The organism is Streptomyces sp. NBC_00076, assembly GCF_045041235.1.
GTDB lineage: Bacteria > Actinomycetota > Actinomycetes > Streptomycetales > Streptomycetaceae > Streptomyces.
Window position 1 is genome coordinate 161,134 of the sequence record NZ_CP108242.1, and the last position, 20,552, is coordinate 181,685.

Consider the following 20,552-nt stretch of genomic DNA (forward strand, 5'->3'; position numbering starts at 1 on the left):
ACCGGGGCGGACGAAGAGGGAGTTGACAGCCAGTGGACAGGCACGAGGTGATCAAGGCCACCGTGCTGGAGATCGTCAATGAGGTCGCCGGGCCCTGCGACCGGCTGGACGAGGACCAGCTGCTCGTCGACCAACTGGGGCTCTCCTCCCTGCACTTGGCCCGGATCGTGGCGGTCCTCGAACTGGAGCTGGACCTGGACCCGTTCGCCGAGCGGGAGTCGGTCACCAGCGTGCGCACGGTCGGCGACCTGCTGCGCGTCTACGACGCCGCGCAGGACGGGCCGGGCACCGAGGAGGAGCGGGACGGCCCGCGGGAGCCGGACACCCCGCGGCGTGCGGTGGCCCGGGGCAACCGCGCCGCCCGGCTCGGCGCGCGGACCGAGTCGTGACGGCGCCGGACTCCCCGCCCCCGGAGGGGCAGGTCGCCGTCGTCGGCATGGCCGGCCGCTTCCCCGGCGCGCCGGACCTGGATGCCTACTGGCGGATGGTCGCCGAGGGCCGGCCCGCGGTGCGCGACCTCAGCGACGCGGAGCTGCGCCGCAGCGGTGTCGACGAGGCGTGGATCGGCCACCGCGACTACGTCAAGGCCGCCGCCGTGCTGGACGACATCGACCGGTTCGACGCCTCCTTCTTCGACATGTCCCCACGGGAGGCGGCCGTCCTCGACCCGCAGCACCGGCTGTTCCTGGAGACCTGCTGGCACGCGCTGGAACACGCGGGGCTGCTCACGCCCGACGCGGGCCCCTCGCACGTCGGCGTGTTCGGCGGGGCGGGCGGGGTGATGGCCGGCTATCTGCCGGAGGTCCTCCGCGCGTCCGGCCGGCTGCCCGACCCCACCGCCTCCGTAGAACACCTCGGCGTGGACAAGGACTTCCTGGCCACGCGGGTGTCGTACAAGCTGCACCTGACCGGGCCCGCGCTGACCGTGCAGACGGCCTGCTCCACCTCCATGGTCGCCGTGCACCTGGCCTGTCAGAGCCTGCTCAACGGGGAATGCTCGGTGGCGCTGGCCGGCGGGGTGACCGTGCGGGTGCCCGCCGCGGCTGGCTACTTCCACCGCGAGGGCGGGATCCTCTCCCCCGACGGGCGCTGCCTGCCGTTCGACGAGAACGCCTCCGGCACCCTGTTCGGCAGCGGTGTGGCTGCCGCCGTCCTCAAGCCACTGGAGGACGCGCTGCGGGACGGGGACACCGTCTACGCGACGATCCTGGGCACGGCCGTGAACAACGACGGCGGCGGGAAGGCGAGTTACGGTGCGGCTAGCGTGACCGGCCAGCTGGGCGCCATGCGGCAGGCCCTGGCCGTGTCCGGCATCGACCCGGCGACCATCGGCTACGTGGAGGCGCACGGCACGGGCGTGCCCATGGGCGACCCCATCGAGATCGCGGCGCTGCGCCGGGCCCTGGGCGCGGACACGGCGAGCGCGATCGGGTCGGTCAAGGCCCTGGTGGGCCATCTGGAGGCGGCGGCGGGGGTGGCCGGTCTCGTCAAGGCCGTGCTCGCCCTGCACCACGGAGTCATCCCGCCCAGCCCGTACTTCACCCGGCCCAACCCGCAACTGCACCTGGACCGGACCGCTTTCGACGTCAACCGGGGACCCGTGGAGTGGGCCGGGGCTCCGCGCCGTGCGGCGGTCAACAGTCTCGGGATCGGCGGCACCAACGCCTTCGCCGTCCTCCAGCAGGCCCCCGCGCCCGCCCCGCGGCCCGACGCACCGCGGCCCCAGGGCGAGCTGCTCACCGTGTCGGCCAGGACCGCCGAGGGCCTGCGCGACCTGGCCCGCGCCTGGGCCGACCGGTTGCGCGAGCCCGGGGCCGACCTGCCCGACCTCGCTCACACCAGCCAGGTCGGGCGGCGCCGCTTCCCGCACCTGGTCAGCGTCACCGCCGACTCGGCCGCGACGGCGGCGGACCGGCTCGACTCCTGGCTGGCCGGCGGTCTGGCACTGTTGCACCGGGAGGAGGCCGCGCAGGGCAGGCCGAGGATCGCCTTCCTCTACTCCGGCCAGGGTTCCCAGTACCCGCGGATGGCCCTCGGGCTGTACCGGGACCAGCCGCTCTTCAAGGCCGCCGTCGATCGGTACGTGCCCGAGTTCGTGGCGCTGACCGGCGTCGATCCGCTGACCGTGCTGGCGGACGCGGAGCTGCTCGGCCGGGCGGAGCTGCTCCAGCCCGCGTTCTTCCTGATGCAGGTGGCCCTGACGGAGCTGTGGGAGCGGCTCGGCGTCCGGCCCGACGCGGTCGTCGGTCACAGCCTCGGCGAGTACGCGGCGGCCTGCGCCGCCGGGGTGTTCGACGCGGCGGACGGTCTGCGGCTGGTGGCCCGGCGCGGCCGGGCCGTCGCGGATCTGCCTCAGGCGGGGCGCATGGTCGCGGTCGGCGGCGCGGACCTCGCCGAGGTGGAGGCCCTGGTCGCCGCGTGCGACGGCCCGGCGGCCGTGGCCGCCCACAACGCCCCGGACCGGCTGACCGTCTCCGGCAGCGAGTCGGCGATAGCCGCCCTGGAGGAGGAGTTCGCGGCGCGCGGCCGGCACACCCGCCCCCTGGACACCACACACGCCTTCCACTCACCCCTGATGGAACCGGCTGCCGCCCGCCTGCGTGCGGCGGCGCGGGAGATCGCGCACGCCGCCCCGCGCCTGCCCTTCGTCACCAACGTCACCGGCGCGCCCGCCGCCCCGGACGAGATGGGTCCGGAGTACTGGGCGCGGCAGCTGACCGCGCCGGTGCGCTTCGCGGACGGCATCGCCGCCCTGCTGGAGGGCGGCGCGACCCACTTCGTGGAGATCGGCCCGGCCGGCACCCTGGCCGCGCTCGGCCGGCTCCAGTCCGCCGGCCACGCGGGCGCCTGGCTGCCCACCCTGGGGCGCAAGGAGCCCGACACACAGTCCCTGCTGGCCGCGGCTGCCCGGCTGGTGGCCGACGGCGCGCGCATCGACTGGCCGGCGTACTTCCGGCCGTTCGGCCACCGCAGGGTGGCCGCGCCCCTGTACCCGTTCGCCCGGCAACGGCACTGGGTGGACGGCCGTGCCGGTACGGCCGCCGCGCCCACCACGGGCGGTGACGCCCTGGCGCTGCGCCGGCTGGCGCTGCCGCAGTCGTCCGAGCGGCGTTTCGAGACCCGGGTGGGGACCGCGGCGCTGCGCTGCCTGGACGACCACGTCATCCTGGGCCGGCCGGTCGTGCCCGGGGCCTACCACACCGCCTGCCTGCTGGAGGCCGCCACGGACGTGGCCGGGGCGGTCGTGGAGGACCTGGTGTTCCCGCGCGCCCTGCTGCCGGGCACCGGCGAGCACACGCTGCAGGTCGTCGTCCAACCGGCCGCCGACGCCTGGTCGGCCGCCCGGGTGCTCGGCCTCGACCCGGGCGCCGCCCCGCACGGCGAGGGCTCCTGGCAGGTGCACGGCGAGGGCCGCGTGCGCGCCCTGGATCCGGCCGGGGCGCGGCGGACGCCGGAACGGGCCGGCGTTCCGGGTGACGGGCAGCGGCCGTACGACGTCGACCGGCTGTACGCGGATCTGCGGGACGCCGGCTACCGCTTCGGTCCCTCCTTCCGGTGGATCGAGCGGCTGGCCCTGCTGGAGCAGGAGACCTTCGGCGAGGTCACGCTCACCGCGCCGAGCGCCCGGGAGCGGACCATGGCCCTGCTCGACTCCTGCATCCAGACGGCCATCGCCGCGGCGGCGGTTCGGGAGCCGTTCGGCGGGCGGGTGCTGCTGCCCTTCCGCGTCGAGCGGGCCGTCTTCCACGCCCTGGGCGCCGAGGCCCCCGACTGCGGCCGGGTGCGCGTGGCCCCGCGTGTCCTGGACGGACACCGGATGGTCGCGGACGTGTGGCTGACGGACCGGGACGGCCGTGCGCTGCTCGAGCTCACCGGCCTGGAACTGCGGTTCCTCGACGGCGCCCAGCTCACGGGCACGGACATGGTGGGCCTGGTGCACACCGACGGCTGGGAGGAGTGCCCCGCACCGGCTGCGGGGCGCCTCGACGGCAGCCGGTGGATCGTGCTCGGCGACGGCCACGGCTACGGCGGGCACCTGGCGGCTGGGATCCGCGAGCGGGGCGGGCAGTGCACCGTCGTCGAGACGGGCACCGCGTTCGTTCATGACGGCGACCATTGCGTGCTCGACCCGGCCGAACCGGACCAATGGGCCCGCCTGTTGCGGGAGACCGGCGAGGCCCGGCTCGTGCACTGCCTCGCGCTGGGCAGCACCCGGTACGACGACGCCGGAACGCGTGCCCTGTGCGGCAGCCTCCCGGCCGCGGTGCAGGCCGCGGACCGGGTCGGGCGGCCACCGGCCGGTATCACGCTCGTCACCTGCGGTGCCGTGCCGGTGCTCGACGCGGCCGAGGTCCGCGACCCGCATCCGGCGATGGTGTGGGGCCTCGGCCGCAGCCTGGCCCTGGAACTGCCCGAACTCGACGTCACCCTGTGCGACGTGGACCCCGGCGACCCCGTCGCCTCGCTCCGCCTGCTCGCCACCACCCTCGCGGACCCGGGCCTGCCCGCCGAGACGGCCGTACGACAGGGCCGGCTGTACCGCACGGCGTTGCGCCGCGACACCTCCGCCGGACGGGACACGGCCCGGCTGAGCGGCCGGGGATGCCATCTGGTCACCGGCGGTCTCGGGGCGCTCGGGCTGCGCACCGCCGCCTGGCTCGCCGGACGCGGCGCACGCCATGTCGCCCTCGCCTCACGCGGTGAGCCGGACCCCGAAGCGCAGTCCGCCGTCGCGCAGTTGCGGAACTCGGGTGTCGAGGTCACCGTCGTCGGGCTGGACGTGACCGACGAGGCGGCGGTCGGCGAACTGGTCGCGCGCGCCGAGAAGGAGTGGGGCGGGCTGCGGGGCGTGGTGCACGCCGCCGGGGTCGTCGACGACGCCGTCGTCTCGCGGCTGGACTGGGCCTCCTTCGCCCGGGTCCTCTCCCCCAAGGTCACCGGATGCCTGAACCTGCACCGGGCCACCCTGGACTGCGAGCTGGAGGAGTTCGTCCTCTTCTCGTCCACGGCCGCGCTGCTCGGCTCGCCGGGGCAGGCGCACTACGCGGCGGGCAACGCCTTCCTCGACGCGTTCGCGCACTACCGCCGGGCGCTCGGCCTTCCGTCGCTCAGCGTCGGCTGGGGCCCGTGGAGCATCGGCATGGCGGACCGCATGGACCGGCATCTGCAAGACCGTCTGGCCTCGTCCGGTTTCACCCCCCTCGAACCCGAGGCCGCCTTCGCCGCGCTGGACCGGGCGCTGGCCGGCGGGCAGGCCCAGGTCGGTGTGTTCCGGCTCGACTGGGACCGCTACCGGGACCGGTACCCGACGGGGCGGTCCCCGCAGTCCCCGTCCCGCCCCGACCGGTCGGCCGGGGAGGGCACGCACGGCGCGGGCCCGGGGCTGCGGCACGACTGGGCGTACGCGAGCGCGGAGCAGCGCGCCGAGCGCGCCGCGGGCTATCTGCGGACCGTGCTCGCCGACCGCCTCGGCGTCTCCCCCGCAGCGATCCGGCCGGAGGTGTCGCTGACCGGGCTCGGCCTGGACTCGCTGCTGGCCGTCGAGGTCCGCAGCCGGATCCGCCGTGACCTGGACGTCGACCTGCCGCTGACCGGGCTGCTCGACGCGGACGCCTTCCACCACTTGGTGCAGGTGCTGCTGCAGCGGCTCGACGAGTCGGGGGCCGGGGCCGACGTGGCCGGGCCGGCCGCTGGGGACCCGGCACGCCCCGGTCCGCACCCCGCCGGGACACCGCTCGACGCCGCACCGGCCGGGGCGGCCGGTACTGAGTCCGGTTCGGGGGCCGGTCCTGGTGGTGCGCTGTCGCCGTCGGAGGCGGAACGCCTCCTGTCCTGTCTGGACACGCTGGACGACGCGGAGATCAGGGCGCTGGAGCAGCTGTTGGCAGACCGAGAAGCCGAGGAAGAGTGAGCACGGCATGACCCACTACGCAACGCGCCGGCGCCTGGAGGAGCTGCTCCGGCGCCGGGCGAGCGAGGCGCGCACCGAGGTTCCGCTCTCGTACGGCCAGCACTCGCTGCTGCTCCTGCACCACCGGGACTCGGACAGCGCGGCCTACCACGTGGGGTTCGCCGCCCGCTTCACCGGCGGGTTCGACGCCGGGGCGCTGCGCGGGGCGCTGCGCTCGCTCGTCACCCGGCACGAGATGCTGCGCACCACGTTCCGGGGCTGGGACGTCCACGGCCGCCAGACCGTCCACGGCTGGCTGGAGCCCGGCTTCGAGCAGACCGACGCCACCGGGTGGGACGAGCGCGAGCTGCACGAGCGGGTGCACGCGGATTACCGCCGCCCCCTGGACGTCCTGGCTGGACCGCTGGTGCGCGCCCACGTCTACGACGTGGCACCGGGCGAGGCGGTGGTGCTGCTGGTGCTGCACCACCTGGTCGTCGACTTCCACTCGCTGGGCGTCCTGCTGCCCGAGCTGGGCGAGCTGTACGCGGGCGAGGTGCGCCGGCAGCCGGTGCCGCTACCCGCCCAGGTGGTCGGGTACGCCGACTTCGTGCGCTACCAGCAGGAACTGCTGGCGGACGAGCGCGGCGCCCGGGCGCGCGCCTACTGGCACGAGCAGCTCGCGGGGGACCTGCCGGTGTGCGAGTGGCCGGCGTTCCGCGTCGACCCGGGGGAGGCGCAGGGCGGTGCGTCGGCCGACTTCGCCCTGCCGGCCGAGCTGGCGCGGGAGGTGTTCGACTTCGCCAGGGCCGAGAACGTCACGCCGTATGTGCTGCTGCTGACCGTCTACCAGGCGCTGATCAGCCGGAACACCGGCGACGACGAGGTGCTGGTCGGCACCCCGGTGGCCGGCCGCACCGACGCGGCCTTCGACGGTTGCGTCGGCTACTTCGTCGACCCCTCGGTGCTGCGGGCCGACTTCAGCGGCGCGCCCTCCTTGCGCGACGCGCTGCGCGCCACCCGGCGCCGGGTCGCCGAGGCCCTGGAGTACCAGGACTACCCCTTCGAGCTGCTGGTCAGGGAGCTGGCCCCGCGTCGGTCGGCCGACCGCAACCCCGTCTTCCAGACCATGTTCATCTACCAGAAGCCGCAGCGGTTCCCGGAACTCGCCTCGCTGTACATGGGCGTCCCGTACGCCACGCCCGTGTCCTGGGGCGGGTTGACGCTGCGTCCGTTCCGGCTGGCGCAGCAGGAGGATCAGCTCGACCTCATCCTGGAGATCGTCCAGGACGCGGAGCGGCTGCTCGGGGTCGTCAAGTACCGCAGGTCGGTTTTCTCCAGAGGAGCGGCCGAACGCGCGGTGGCGCACTTCGAACGGCTGCTGCGCGCCGGCATGGCGGAACCCGACCGGCCGATGGGCGAGTTGCCGCTGGTCACGGAGGCCGAACTGGCGCACCCGCGGAAAACCGCGCCGGTGCGGATCGACGCCTCGGACAGCCTGGTGCGCCGCTTCGAGCGGACGGCGGCACGGCGCGCCGGGCACCCGGCCGTGCGGTGTGCCGGCCGTGGGCTCACCTACGCGGAGCTCGACGGGCTCGCGGACGTCTGGGCGGCACGGCTGCGCGCCGAGGGCGTCGGGCCCGGCGACCGGGTGGCGGTGCTCGTCGAGCCGGGAACGGACCTCGTCGTGGCGATCCTGGCGGTGCTGAAGGCCGGCGCCGCGTACGTGTCCCTGGACCACCGTCATCCCACGGCGCGCTGGGGAACGCTGCTGGCCGACTGCGGGGCCGGGGTCGCGCTCACCCAGTCCCGGTTCGCCACGACGATCCGCGCACTCGGGTCGCGGCCGCTGTGCATGGACGACGCGGACCCGCCCGGCGCACCGTCGGCCACCGCGCCGGTGGCCACCCGGCCGGTCGGCACGCGGAACCTGGCGTACACCGTCTACACCTCCGGCTCGACGGGCGTGCCGAAGGGCATCGACGTCCTGCACGGCAATGTGCTCTCGCTGCTGGACGCGGCCGCCGAACTGGTGCCGCCGGACGAGGACGCGGTGTGGACGATGTTCCACTCCACCGCCTTCGACCTGTCGGTGTGGGAGCTGTGGGCGCCGCTGCTGTCAGGGGCCTGCCTGGTGGTGGTGCCCGACGAGACGGCGAAGGCGCCCGACTTCTTCCACGACCTTCTGCTGGCCGAGCGCGTCACCCGTCTCACCCTCACCCCGTCCGGGCTGCACGGCCTGGCCGCCGTCCTGCGCGAACGCGGCGATGACGGGCTGGCGCTGGAGCACGTGTTCTCCTGCGGGGAGCAGCTGCCGGCGCCGCTGGCCCGCGCGTTCCTCGACTGGTGCGGCTCGTTGTGGAACCTGTACGGGCCCGCGGAAACGACCGTCTTCGTGACGGCGCAGCGGGTGCGTCCCGAGGACTGCGCGGATGCGGGCGTCCCGGTGGGACGGCCGCTGGCCAACGCCCGGGTGCACGTCCTGGACCGGCACGGCCGGCTCGTCCCGCCGGAGGTGACGGGTGAACTGCACATCAGCGGCCCGGCCGTCGCCCGGGGCTATCTGCACCGGCCCGAGCTCGATCGGGAGCGGTTCGTCGCGAGCCCGTTCCACGCCGGCGAGCGCATGTACCGCACCGGGGACCTGGCCCGGCTCACGCCCGACGGCCGCGTCGAGATCCTGGGACGCATCGACCACCAGGTGAAGATCAACGGGTTCCGGGTCGAACTGGAGGAGGTCGAGGCCCAGTTGGACGCGCTGCCGGGGGTGGCCCGGGCGGCCGCCCTGTTGGCGGGCGGCGCAGCGGACGACCGGCGGCTGGTCGCCTGCGTCCTGCCGGAGCCGGGTGCCGAGTTCACCGAGGCGGACCTGCGTGCGGCGCTGCAGTCCCGGCTCCCGTCGTACATGGTGCCCGCGGCCGTCCTGCTGGTCGACGAGGTGCCGCTGACCGGGAACCGGAAGGTCGACCGGGCCGCTCTCGCCGACCGCGTGGCACAGGCCGGCGCAGCGGCCGGCCGGCCGGCCGCCACCGACGTGCCGGGCGGTACCGAACGCGCCGTGGCCGGGATCTGGCAGCAGGTGCTGTACCGGCGGGACGTCGGACGCCACGACAACTTCTTCGACCTGGGCGGCAATTCCATGCTGCTGCTCCAGGTGCACCGCCGGCTCGGCGAGGCCTTCCCCGGCCGGCCCCTGTCCGTGAACGAACTCTTCCGGTTCACCACCGTCGCCGATCTGGCCCGCCGTCTGGGCCCCTCGACGGCCGGCGGAGGCGGGCGGGCGGCGGTCGGTGAGGAACGGCAGCCGGAACGGCACGACGCCGTTCAGGGCACCATGCAGGGGGCCTCGCGAGGAGTGGCGCACGCAGCCGCGGACGACGTCACGCACGGGGACGTACACGACACGGCACACCACGAGGAGCACCAGGACACGCGCGGGGAGCAGGACGGCCCGGACGCGGACCGGGGCCGGCGGCGGGCCGCGAAGCGGAACCTGCTGGCGCCGGGGCGGACCCGCGCGCAGGCGCGGCGCGGCCTCGACAGGCGCACTTCCGACCCATCGAAGGACGGGGATGACTGACCAGTACGCGGAGGACCACGAACCACGGCCGAACGACGTCGCGGTGATCGGCATGGCCGGCCGGTTCCCGGGAGCGCCGGACCTGACCCGGTTCTGGCAGCGCCTGCGGGCCGGACACGACCTGCGCACCTTCCACACCGACGAGGAGCTGGCCGCGGCCGGCGTCCCCGAACACCTGCTGAGCGATCCGCGGTTCGTGAAGGTGTCGGCCTCGCTGCCCGACGCCTACGTCTTCGACCACGAGTTCTTCGGGTTCAGCCGCCGCGAGGGCGAACTCCTCGACCCGCAGCACCGGCTCATGCTTCAGACGGCCTGGGAGCTGCTGGACAGCATCGGGTACGCGGGCGAGCAGGGCGACACGGCCGTCGGGGTCTTCGCCGGGGCCACGATGAACACGTATCTCACCAACGTCGTGGCGCGCGGCTGCGACCTGCTGTCGTACGACGGCACCGAGATCATGCTCACCAACGACAAGGACTACCTGCCCACCCGCGTCTCGTACAAGCTGGGTCTGAAGGGGCCGAGCGTCAACGTGCAGACCGCGTGCTCCACGTCGATGGTGGCCGTGCACCTCGCCGTGCAGAGCCTGCTCACGGGCGAGTCCGACATCGCGCTGGCGGGCGGTGTGTCGGTGGTGGCCAACCCCTACCCCGGCTACCTGTACCGGGACGGGATGATGATGTCGCCGGACGGGCGCTGCCGCCCGTTCGACGCGGCCGCCGCCGGGACCACCTTCGGTGACGGCGTCGGACTGGTCGCGCTGAAGAGGCTCGCGGAGGCCGTCGAGGACGGCGACCGGGTGCTGGCCGTCGTCAAGGGGTCGGCCGTGAACAACGACGGCTCCGACAAGATCGGTTACACCGCGCCGAGCATCGCCGGTCAGCGCGCGGTCATCACCGAGGCGCACGCGGTCGCCGGGGTGGACAGCGGCAGCATCGACTACGTCGAGGCGCACGGCACCGCGACCGCGCTCGGTGACCCGATCGAGTTCACCGCGCTGCGCGAGGCGTTCGCGGACGGCGGTGAGCGCCGCGCCCCCCGCGTCCTCGGCTCCGTCAAGGCGAATGTCGGCCACCTGGCGGCCGCCGCGGGCATCGCCGGGTTCATCAAGACCGTGCTCGCCCTGCGGCACCGGGAGATCCCCGGCCACCCGTACTTCGAGCGCCCGCATCCGGAGACGGACCTCGCGGGCGGCGGCTTCACCGTCAACACTCTGCCGGTGCCGTGGCCGCGCGGGCGCACACCGCGCCGGGCCGGCGTGAGCTCCTTCGGCGTCGGCGGCACCAACGCCCATGTGGTGCTTGAGGAGGCCCCGCCGCTGCCGCCGGCTCCCTCGAGCGGTGGTGACTGGCAGCTGCTCGCGGTCAGTACCCGCACCCCCGAGGCGTTGCGGGAGCAGACCGGCCGGATCGCCGACGCACTGACCGCACCGGACGCGCCGGACCTCGCGGACGCCGCGCACACCCTGCGGGTGGGCCGCCGCGCCTTCGGTCACCGCCGGGCGGTGGTCGCGGCCGACGCCGGCCGGGCAGCGGCGGCGCTGCGGGCCCCGGCGGCACCGGCCACGGCCGCGCCGGGACCGGTGTCCCTGCTGTGCGGCACCGCGGTCGCCGAGGATGTCGAGGAGCTCGCCGGCGCCCTCGCGGGGGTCCGGGAGGCACTGCGGCGCTCCCGCAAGCGGCTCGGGCCGCTCGCCGAACGGCCGGAGCTCGCGGACTTCGTCGCCCAGCACGCCCTCGCCACACTGTGGTTGCGCTCCGGCGTGGAGCCGGGCGCGGTCGGCGGTCAGGGTGCCGGGGAGCTCCTCGCCGCCTGCCTGGCCCACGTCCTGGAGCCGCACGAGGCGCTCACGCTGCTGGCGTGGCGGGCCGGTCTCGTCCCTCAGGCGCCCGAGGTCGGCCCGCGCGCGCCGCGGATCCCGGTCCTGTCGGCCGTGACCGGCACGGTGCTCGACGAAAAGCGGGCGCTGGATGCCGGACACTGGACGCACGACATCTGGCAGGGCGAACGGCTCCCGCAGGCGTACGGCGCGGAGGTGGCCGCCGGGCCCGTCCTCGTCGTGGGCCGGCCCCCCGCAGCGCTGCACGGCGACCCGCGGCTGCTCACGGCCGAGGGCCGGGACGCCGGGGACGACACCGCGGCGCCCCGGTCGGCGGCGGCACGGCTGCTGGAGGTCGCCGGCCGGCTGTGGGAAACGGGCACGCCGGTGGACTGGACCGGCTGGTACGGCACGCCGCGGCGTCGGGTCGCGCTGCCCCCGCACCCGCTGCACGGCCAAGAGCTGCGGCTGGCCCCGCCACCGGAGCGCGCGGCGCGGGGCCAGGGGCGCATCCCGGCCAACTGGATCCACGCCGAGACCTGGCAGCGGATCGAGTCCGCGCCGGCGTCCGCCGCACCGGCCGGGCACTGGCTGATGTTCGCCGACCGTACCGGCACCGGAGCGGAACTGGCGGCCGCGCTGCGCGAGCGCGGGGTGAGCGTCACCGTCGTCCACCCGGGCGACGGCTTCCACCGGACGGATCCGCGGGCCTTCACCGTCGACCCGGCCGACCCGGACGGCTGCGGCGCCCTGTTCGACGCGCTGCTCGCCGACGGGCCGCCCCCGGACCACGTCGTGCACCTGTGGACCCTGGACACCGACCCGGCCGCGCCGCTGGACGGCGGGTCGGTGGAGTCCGCCACGGAGCGGGGCCTGTTCAGCGTCCTGGACCTGGCCCGGGTGCTGGCCCGGATCCCGGCCGCCGACGCGCTGCGGCTGACCGTCGTCACCCGGGGCTTGTTCGACGTGCTCGGTGGCGAGCCGGTCTCCCCCACCGCGGGCATGGTCGACGCCGCCTGCACCGTCGTACGGCAGGAGTCGGCCCGGCTGCGCTGCCGGACGGTGGACCTCCGTCCCGGTGACGTCCCGGTGGACGCGCTGACGGCCGAGCTGCTCGCCGACGACGAGCCGTCCGTCGCGCTGCGCGCCGCCTGCCGCTGGATCCCCGGCTTCGCGCCGGTGCCCGCCGCCCGGCTGGACGGCCCGGGACGGCTGACGCCCGCGGGGGTCTACCTCGTCACGGGCGGCCTGGGCCGGATCGGGCTGACCTTGGCCGAGCACCTGGCCCGGACCGTGGGCGCACGGCTCGTCCTCACCGGCCGCTCGGCGTTCCCCGCGCCCGAGGACTACGACCGCTGGATCGCCGAGCGCGGGCCCGAGGACCCGGTCAGCCGCACCATCGCACGCGTCCGCGCCGTCGAACGGCTCGGCGGCGAGGTCCTGGTCGGGACGGCGGACGTCACCGACCCCGACGCGATGTCCGCGCTCGTCGACGCCGCGGAAAGCCGCTTCGGGCGCGTCAACGGCTGGTTCCACGCGGCCGGACTGCCCACCGACGAGGTGATGCGCTGGATCGACGGCACGGACCGGGCCGGCTGGCGGGAGGTGCTCGCACCGAAGGTCACGGGGGCGCTGGTGCTGCGGCAGGTCTTCGCCGGCCGGCCCGTCGACTTCGGCTGCATGGTCTCCTCGGTGTCCTCCGTCGTCGGCGGCGTCGGCTACGCCGGGTACGCCGCCGCCCACCGCTTCCTCGACGCCCTCGCCCAGCGGGACCGGGACACCCTCAGCGTCGCCTGGGAGGGCTGGGACTTCCCCGACTCCGCCGCACGGGCCGGCGACCCGCGCTCGCAGGCCTGGCAGGAGGTCCGGCAGCTGGCCCTGACCCCTGAGGAGGGCGCCGAGGTCTTCGACCTGACCCTGCGCTGCACCGCGCACAGCCGGCTGGTGGTGTCCACCGGCGACCTCGGGCGGCGGATCCGGCGCTGGACACGGCCCGCGGCCGCGACGCCGCCCGCCCGGCGGGACCCCGTGCGGCAGAGCGGCAAGGACCTGCGCGCCACGCTGGCCGCGCTGTGGTCCGAGGTGCTGCGCACCGACGTCGACCGCTTCGACCGGAGCCTGTTCGACCTGGGGGGCGACTCGCTGCTCGCCGTCGAGCTCGCCCAGCGCATCTCCGACGCGCTCGGGATCGCGCTGAGCACCACGGACCTGCTGGAAAACCCGACGATCGACCATCTCGCGGCGCACCTGGAACAGCGGGCGCCGGAAGACCAGGGGATGTCCGCCCAGCGCGCGGCCCGGCGGGCCCGCGGCCGCGGCATTCGCCGAAGGGGTACAGAGGCATGAACAAGGAAACAAGCATCGCCGTCGTCGGGATGGCGGGACGCTTCCCCGGCAGCGACACCCTGGACGCGTTCTGGACCGCCCTGGACGAGGGCCGGGATGCGGTGCGGGACTACGCGGAGCTGGAGTTGCGGCGCACCGGCGTGGACCCGGCGCTCCTGGCGGACCCCGGCTACGTGCGGCGGGGCGCGCATCTGCGGGACATCGACCGCTTCGACGCGTCCTTCTTCGGCTACACCGGCCGGGAGGCCGAACTGATGGATCCGCAGCAGCGGATCTTCCTGGAGCTGTGCCACGAGGCGCTGGAGCGCGCAGGACACGGGCCGGGCACCTTCGACGGGGTCGTCGGCGTGTGCGCGGGCACCCGCCGCAGCGGATACGGCGACCTGCTGAACCGTCCGGAGTACGACAACGTCACCGACGAGTTCATCGCCTCCGGCAACGAGCCGGACGCCCTCGCGACGAAGATCGCCTACAAGCTCGGCTGCACCGGGCCGGCCTTCACCGTGCAGACCTACTGCTCCAGTTCGCTCGTCGCCGTCCACCTGGCGTGCCGCCAACTGCTGTACGGCGAGTGTGACATGGCGCTCGCGGGCGGCGTCGCGCTGCGCATCCCGCAGCACACCGGCTATCTGTGGCGCCCCGGCGGGACCCGGTCGCGCCACGGTCGCTGCCGCCCCTTCGACGCCGCCGCCGACGGGCTGATCTTCGGCGACGGCGCCGGGGTCGTCGTCCTGCGCCCGCTGGAGGACGCCGAGGCAGACGGTGACCCCGTGCTCGCCGTGATCCGCGGCTCGGCCGTCACCAACGACGGCGCGCGGCGCGCCGGTTACGCCGCACCCGGGGTGGCCGGGCAGGTGCGGGCGCTGCGCGAGGCGCTGGAGGCCGCGGACGTCGATCCCGCGGAGGTGTCGTACGTCGAGACGCACGGCGCCGGCACCCCGCTGGGCGACGGCATCGAGATCAAGGCGCTGTCCCAGGTCTTCGGCGGCCGGCGGCGCGGACACTGCGCGATCGGCTCGGTGAAGGCCAACGTCGGGCACCTCGACGCGGCGGCGGGCATCACCGGGCTGATCAAGACCGTCCTCGCCCTGCGCCACCGGCGCATCCCGGGGACCCTGAATTTCGAGTTGCCCAACCCGGAGATCGACCTCATCGACTCGCCCTTCTACATAGCCGCCGAGTCCGCCGACTGGGAGTCCCCGTCGGGCCCGCGCATCGCGGGGGTCAGCTCACTGGGCATCGGCGGCACCAACGCCCATGTGGTGCTGCAGGAGGCCCCCGAGGTCCCCGACGAGCCCTCGGTGGCGGTCCGGCACCTGTTCGTGCTGTCCGCCAAGAGCGGGGAGGCGCTCGACGCGGCGACCGTGGAGCTGCGCCGGCACCTGGAGGAGCACCCGGAACTGAACCCGGCCGACGTGGCCCACACCCTCCAGTGCGGCCGGCAGGCCCATCGCCACCGGCGGGCGCTGATCGCCGGCGACTGCGCCGAAGCGGCGCGCGGGCTGCGCAACGGCACGTACCGCGACGGTGACGCCATGACGGGAGGGGAGCCCCGGCTCTCCGGCGACCCGCTGGAGGACCTGGCCGCCCGCTGGCTGCACGGGGACGCCGTCGACTTCGGCGAGCTGTACCCCGGTGAACGGCGGCGCCGCGTGCCGCTGCCGACGCAGCCGATGCTGCGCAAGCGTCACTGGCCGGACCCGGTGGACCCCGAGTTCCCGCCGGCCGGCCCCTCCGCCGGGACTTCCCCGGCCGAGGTCCCGACGGCCCAGTCCGCCGAGGTCCCGTCCACCGAGGCCCGCACCATCGAGGTCCCGTCCACCGTGGGCGTACCGTCCACCGAAGAAGCGAAGAGCGAGGCACCGTACGTGGATCCCATCCTCCCGGAACTCATCGCCATCGTCGCGGAGCGGTTCAAGGTCGCTCCGGAAGACCTCGACCCGGACGTGCCCTTCCTGGAACTGGGCGGGGACTCGATGCTGCTGCTGAGCGTGCTGCCCGTGCTGGAGGACCGCTACGGGTGCCGGCTCTCCCTGCGGCAGTTCTTCTCGGAGTTCCAGACTCTCACCGAACTCGCCGGCTATCTGCGCGGCAACGCCCCGGCGGAGCGGCTGGCCCCGCCCGGTACGGCGTCCCCGGCGACGACCGCTCCGGCACCGGCGGACGGCGCGGTGCACCCCGCCATACCCGCCAGCGCACCGCCGGACGGCGTCGCCACCCCACCCGCCGAGCCCGTCGCCGCACCCGGCGCGCCCGTGGTGCCGGCCTCGGCGGGCGCCCCGGTGGCCCAGAACCCGGCCGCACTGTCACAGCTGGAGCGTCTCGTGACGCAGCAGCTGAGCGTGATGCAGCGTCAGCTGGAGCTGATGGCCGGCCAAGGCGCCACCGTGACCGGGCCCGCGCCTGCCGCCCCCGGGAACAACACGGCCGTGGGAAGCACCGCCGCCGTTCCCGCTCCGGCCGCCGGGGTGGACCCGCTCCCGACCGGGCCCGCGTCGGCCCAGCAGCTCGCCCCGGCCCCCGGGCAGGCGTCGGCGCCCACCGTGGACAAGCCCCGGGTGCCGCTCGCGCCGGGCAAGCGGGCCACCGCGACCGCGCCGGCCGAGTCCGCCCGCCGGGCGCGCTACCTTCAGACGCTGGTCAAGCGGTACAACGACCGGACCCGCCGTTCCAAGGAGTTCGCCCAGCGCTTCCGGCCCATGGTGTCCGACAGCCGGTCCACCATCGGCTTCCGGCTCTCCACCAAGGAGCTGCTCTACCCGCTGGTGGCCGAGCGGGGCCGCGGATCCCGGCTGTGGGACGTCGACGGCAACGAGTACGTCGACCTCACCCTCGGCTTCGGCGTCCACCTGCTGGGTCACAACCCGCCCGTCGTCATGGACGCCCTGCGCGAGCGCATGGCTGACGGCTTCAGCCTCGGACCACGCACGGCGCTCGTCGAGGACGTCGCCGCGAGCATCCTGGAACTCACCGGGATGGAGCGGGTCGCGTTCGTGAACACCGGGAGCGAGGCCGTCATCACCGCGCTGCGCCTGGCGCGCGCGGCGACGGGACGCGACAAGATCGTCCTGTTCAGCACCGGCTACCACGGCCACTCCGACGGCGTGCTCGCCGCGCCCCGCTACGACAACGGCCGGCTGCGCTCGCAGCCCATCTCGGCCGGTATCTCGCCCAGCGCGGTGGAGAACGTCTACGTGCTGGAGTTCGGCTCGCCGCAGGCGCTGGACTTCATCCACCAGCACGCCTCCGAGCTCGCCGCCGTGGTCACGGAACCGGTGACCACCCGTCACCCGGGCGAGCAGGATCCCGGGTTCCTGCACCGTCTGCGGGAGATCACCCTCCACCACGGCATCAAGCTGATGTTCGACGAGATGGTGACCGGCTTCCGCTGCCACCCGGCCGGAGTGCAGGGCCTGCTCGGCATCGAGGCGGACCTGGTGACGTACGGGAAGGTCATCGGCGGCGGCATGCCGCTGGGGGTGATCGCCGGGCGCGGCGGGGTGATGGACGCGATCGACGGCGGCGTATGGAATTTCGGCAACGACTCGTACCCGTCGGTGGAGTCCACGTTCTTCGGCGGCACCTTCAACCAGCACCCGCTGTCCATGGTGGCCTCCAAGGCCGTACTGGATCATCTGCGGGCCGAGGGCCCCGCGCTCCAGGAGCGGCTGAACGACCGGACGGCCCGCTTCGTCGACCAGCTCAACCAGGACCTGCGCGAGCTCCAGGCGCCGATCGAGATCCGGCGCTTCTCCTCGCTGTTCCGCTTCGAACACGACGTCAACGCGGACCTCTTCTACTACAACCTCATCGACCGCGGCGTCTTCATGTGGGAGTGGCGCAACTGCTTCCTGTCCACGGCGCACGAGGACGCTGACCTGCTCCGCGTGCGCGAGGCCGTGAAGGACTCCGTGCGCGAGCTGCAGGACAACGGCGTACTGGGCACGGCGCACAGCGTCGCCTCGGGCCGCGGAGCCGCACCGGCCACCGCGGGCGCACCCGCGACCGAGCCCGAACCGGTCACCACCGGCGCACCCGCGTCCGGGGCCGCGTCGGCACCCGCCGCCGTCCCGGGCGCGCCCCGGGCGGCACTCGCCCAGAAGCAGCTGTGGGCCCTGGCGCAGACCGGCGAGGCCGGGTCCCTCGCCTACAACCTGTCCACGGCGCTGTGGCTGGAGGGGCCGCTCGACTCCGCCGCGCTGCGCACCGCCGTCGCGGGTCTGGCGGCGCGGCACGAGTCGCTGCGCACCACGTTCAGCCCCGACGGGGAACGTCTGGTCGTCCACGAGGCGGGCCGGACGGCGCCCGACGGGATGATCGACGAGCGGTTCTGCACGGGCGAGGAGGACCTCGCCGAACTCCTGGCGAGGGAGGCGGACCGGCCGTTCGACCTCGAACGCGGCCCCGTCTTCCGGGTGGTGGTCGTCCGCACGGACGCCGAGCGGCATCTGCTGCTCCTCGTGGTGCACCACGCCGTAGCCGACGGCTGGTCCACGGTGACGATCGTGCGCGACCTGTTCGCCCTGTACGGCGCCGCCGCCACCGGCGGCACCGCCGAGCTGCCGCCCGCCGTCCCATTCCGCGCCTTCCTCGACTGGCAGGAGGAGTTCCGCGCGGGTGCTCAGGCGGCACGGCAGCGCGACTACTGGCATCAGCTGCTGGCGGGCGCCCCGGAGCCGGCCCTGCCGACGACCGCCGCGGGCACGCCTCCCCACCGGGCGTCCCGGCGCAGCGTGAGCGTCGGCCCCGAGCTGGCCGAGCGGCTGCGCTCGGCCGCCTCGGCCGCGGGCGTGACGGTCTTCGCCCACCTGGTCGCCGCGTGGGCGGCGACGCTGCACCGGCTCACCGGTCAGCAGGACCTGGTGCTGCCGGTGGCCGCGGCCCGCAGGCCGCCTCGGTTCGACGAGGTGGTGGGCTACTGCACCAACGTGCTGCCGCTGCGGCTGCGCACGCCCGGGGACACCACCGTCGCCGAGCTGCTCGGGCAGGTCCAGGGCGCGCTGCTCGACGCGCTGGAGCACCAGAACCACCCCTTCGCCGAGCTGGTCTGCGAGCTCGGGAGCACGGGCGGTGAGCTGCGCAGCGGGCTGCTCAGCACCTCGATCGCCTTCGACCGCGAGCTGGCCCCGCCGCCGCTGCACGGGCTACGCGTGACGCAGGCCGAGGCGCTGCCGATCCGGTACACGGCCTACGCCGTCGCGGTGAACGTGCTGGAGACGGCGGACGGTTACCGGTTCGACTTCGACATCGCCGAGGAGCTCTTCGCGGCCGAACTCGCCGAGCGGCTGCCGCACTACTGCCTGGCGCTGCTGCGGGCCATGATGGACGACGGCGGGCGGCGCCTGGACGAGCTGGATCATCTGACCGACAACGACCGGGCCCAGCTGCTGTCGTACGGCACGGGTCCGCGGGGCGCGGAGCCGTCCGACGGCCCGGTGCACACGCTGCTCGCGGCCCAGGCTCTGAAGAACCCCGACGGCATCGCCCTGCAGTGCGGCGACCGGTTGGTCCCCCACGCGGCGCTGGACTCGGCGACCAACCGGATGGCCCGCGCCCTTCGCCGCCGCTACGACGTCGGAGCCGGAGCCGTGTTCGGGATCGCCGTGGCCGATCCGATCGAGCGGTCGGAGGCGGTCCTCGCGGTGTGGAAGTCCGGTGCCGCGTTCGTCGCCCTGCCCCCGGGCGCGCCGGGCGGCGTCCCGGCCACCGGTCCGCTCACCGCCGTACTCGGCACCGGCGAGGGCCCGGACGGCAGCGGTGTGCCGTGGCTGTCCGTGACGGGGCTGCGCGCCGACGCGGAGCGGGAGGAGTCCGAGGCCCTGGAGCCCGTCGCGCTCACCGCGCCCGCCCAGGCCGTCCCGGCCGGCGACGACGGCTCGGTGGCCTGGGTGAGCGACCACCGCGCGGTGCTGAACGCGGCGACCGCGGAGGCCGAGCTGCTGTCCCTGGACCAGGACACCGTGCTGTACCGGGCGGTCACCGACGCGCAGTCATCCGCGTGGAGCGTCGTCCTTCCGCTGCTGGGCGGCGGCCGGCTGCGGCTGCCGGAGGACGCCGACCCGCTCACCTCTCCCGCGTGGGACGGGGGCGGCGCGGACGTCACGGTGCTGGAGACCGACGTGCGGACCCTGACCCGGCTCGTCGAGCTGGCCGACGGTGGCTCCGCGCCGGCGCTGCCCGCGCTGCGACACGTCCTGGTGCGCGGTCTGGTCGACGCCGCGCTGGCCGCCCGCTGGTCCGGGCACTACCCGGGCGCCGTGCTGCACGGTTCGTTCCAGACGGAGCGCACGGCCGGTCCTGCCTTCCACCAGCGGCCCGCCGCGGAGCGGGATCCGGCCGCGCCGGGCATCGTGGTCGGGGCCGTACCGCATGCGCGGGTGTCCGTGCGGGACGACGCGTCGCGGCCCTGCCCGCCCGGTGTGCCCGGTGAGCTGTGCGTCGAGGGTGCGGCCGCGGCGCGGGAGCTGCGGTGGGACGCGGATCGGGGCTGGAGCGCGCGCGACGGCGAGGACGCCCCGGTGGGCACCGGGCTGTGTGCGCGCTGGCTCGACCAGGACGTCCTGGAGTTGCTGCCGGAAAGGGTCGGTGCCGAGGAGCGCGACGTCACGGCGGGGCGGCGGGGCGAAGTGGCCCGGGTGGTCCTGACCCATGTGCGCGAGCTGCTCGGGATCGAGGAGGTGAGCCTGGACGACGACTTCTTCGAGCTGGGCGGCAACTCGGTGTCCGCGGTGCAGCTGGCCCAGCGGTTCCGCAAGGAGGTCGATGTGGAGCGTCCGGTGCGAATGGTGTTCGAGAACCGGCCGCTGCGGGCGCTGGTCGAGACGCTGACGGTGCGCTCGTCCGGCTGACCGGGCGGCCGTACGGGGACGGCGGTCGGGCTACCTGTGCGGGGGCCCGACCGCCGTCTTCCGTGTGCC

Annotated in this window: 5 protein-coding genes; all 5 read left to right on the forward strand. The window is 74.9% G+C overall.

Translation table 11 applies throughout. The features are described 5' to 3' along the window. The first annotated feature begins 32 nt into the window (after nucleotides 1–32). The 5 genes from OHA64_RS00760 to OHA64_RS00780 are packed head-to-tail and all read left to right on the forward strand — an operon-like array spanning nucleotide 33 to nucleotide 20,483. Nucleotides 33–389 carry an acyl carrier protein gene (locus OHA64_RS00760; protein ID WP_405606510.1) on the forward strand — a complete coding sequence of 119 codons (357 nt, stop codon included), beginning with the start codon at nucleotides 33–35 and terminating at the stop codon, nucleotides 387–389. After that, nucleotides 386–5,911, forward strand: coding sequence for an SDR family NAD(P)-dependent oxidoreductase (locus tag OHA64_RS00765; RefSeq protein ID WP_405606512.1), 5,526 nt, complete (start codon nucleotides 386–388; stop codon nucleotides 5,909–5,911). Before OHA64_RS00760 ends, OHA64_RS00765 begins: the two co-directional genes overlap by 4 nt. A gap of 7 nt (nucleotides 5,912–5,918) precedes the next feature. Beyond that, complete coding sequence (locus OHA64_RS00770) at nucleotides 5,919–9,470, forward strand: non-ribosomal peptide synthetase (RefSeq protein WP_405606514.1); 3,552 nt, start codon at nucleotides 5,919–5,921, stop codon at nucleotides 9,468–9,470. Beyond that, the gene (locus OHA64_RS00775) at nucleotides 9,463–13,635 is read left to right on the forward strand and encodes an SDR family oxidoreductase (RefSeq protein ID WP_405606516.1); all 4,173 of its coding nucleotides are present in this window, start codon (nucleotides 9,463–9,465) and stop codon (nucleotides 13,633–13,635) included. The genes OHA64_RS00770 and OHA64_RS00775 overlap by 8 nt, the downstream gene beginning before the upstream one ends. Continuing rightward, on the forward strand, nucleotides 13,632–20,483 hold the full coding sequence (locus OHA64_RS00780) for an aminotransferase class III-fold pyridoxal phosphate-dependent enzyme (protein ID WP_405606518.1): 6,852 nt from the start codon (nucleotides 13,632–13,634) through the stop codon (nucleotides 20,481–20,483). Before OHA64_RS00775 ends, OHA64_RS00780 begins: the two co-directional genes overlap by 4 nt. The last annotated feature ends 69 nt before the right edge of the window (nucleotides 20,484–20,552 follow it).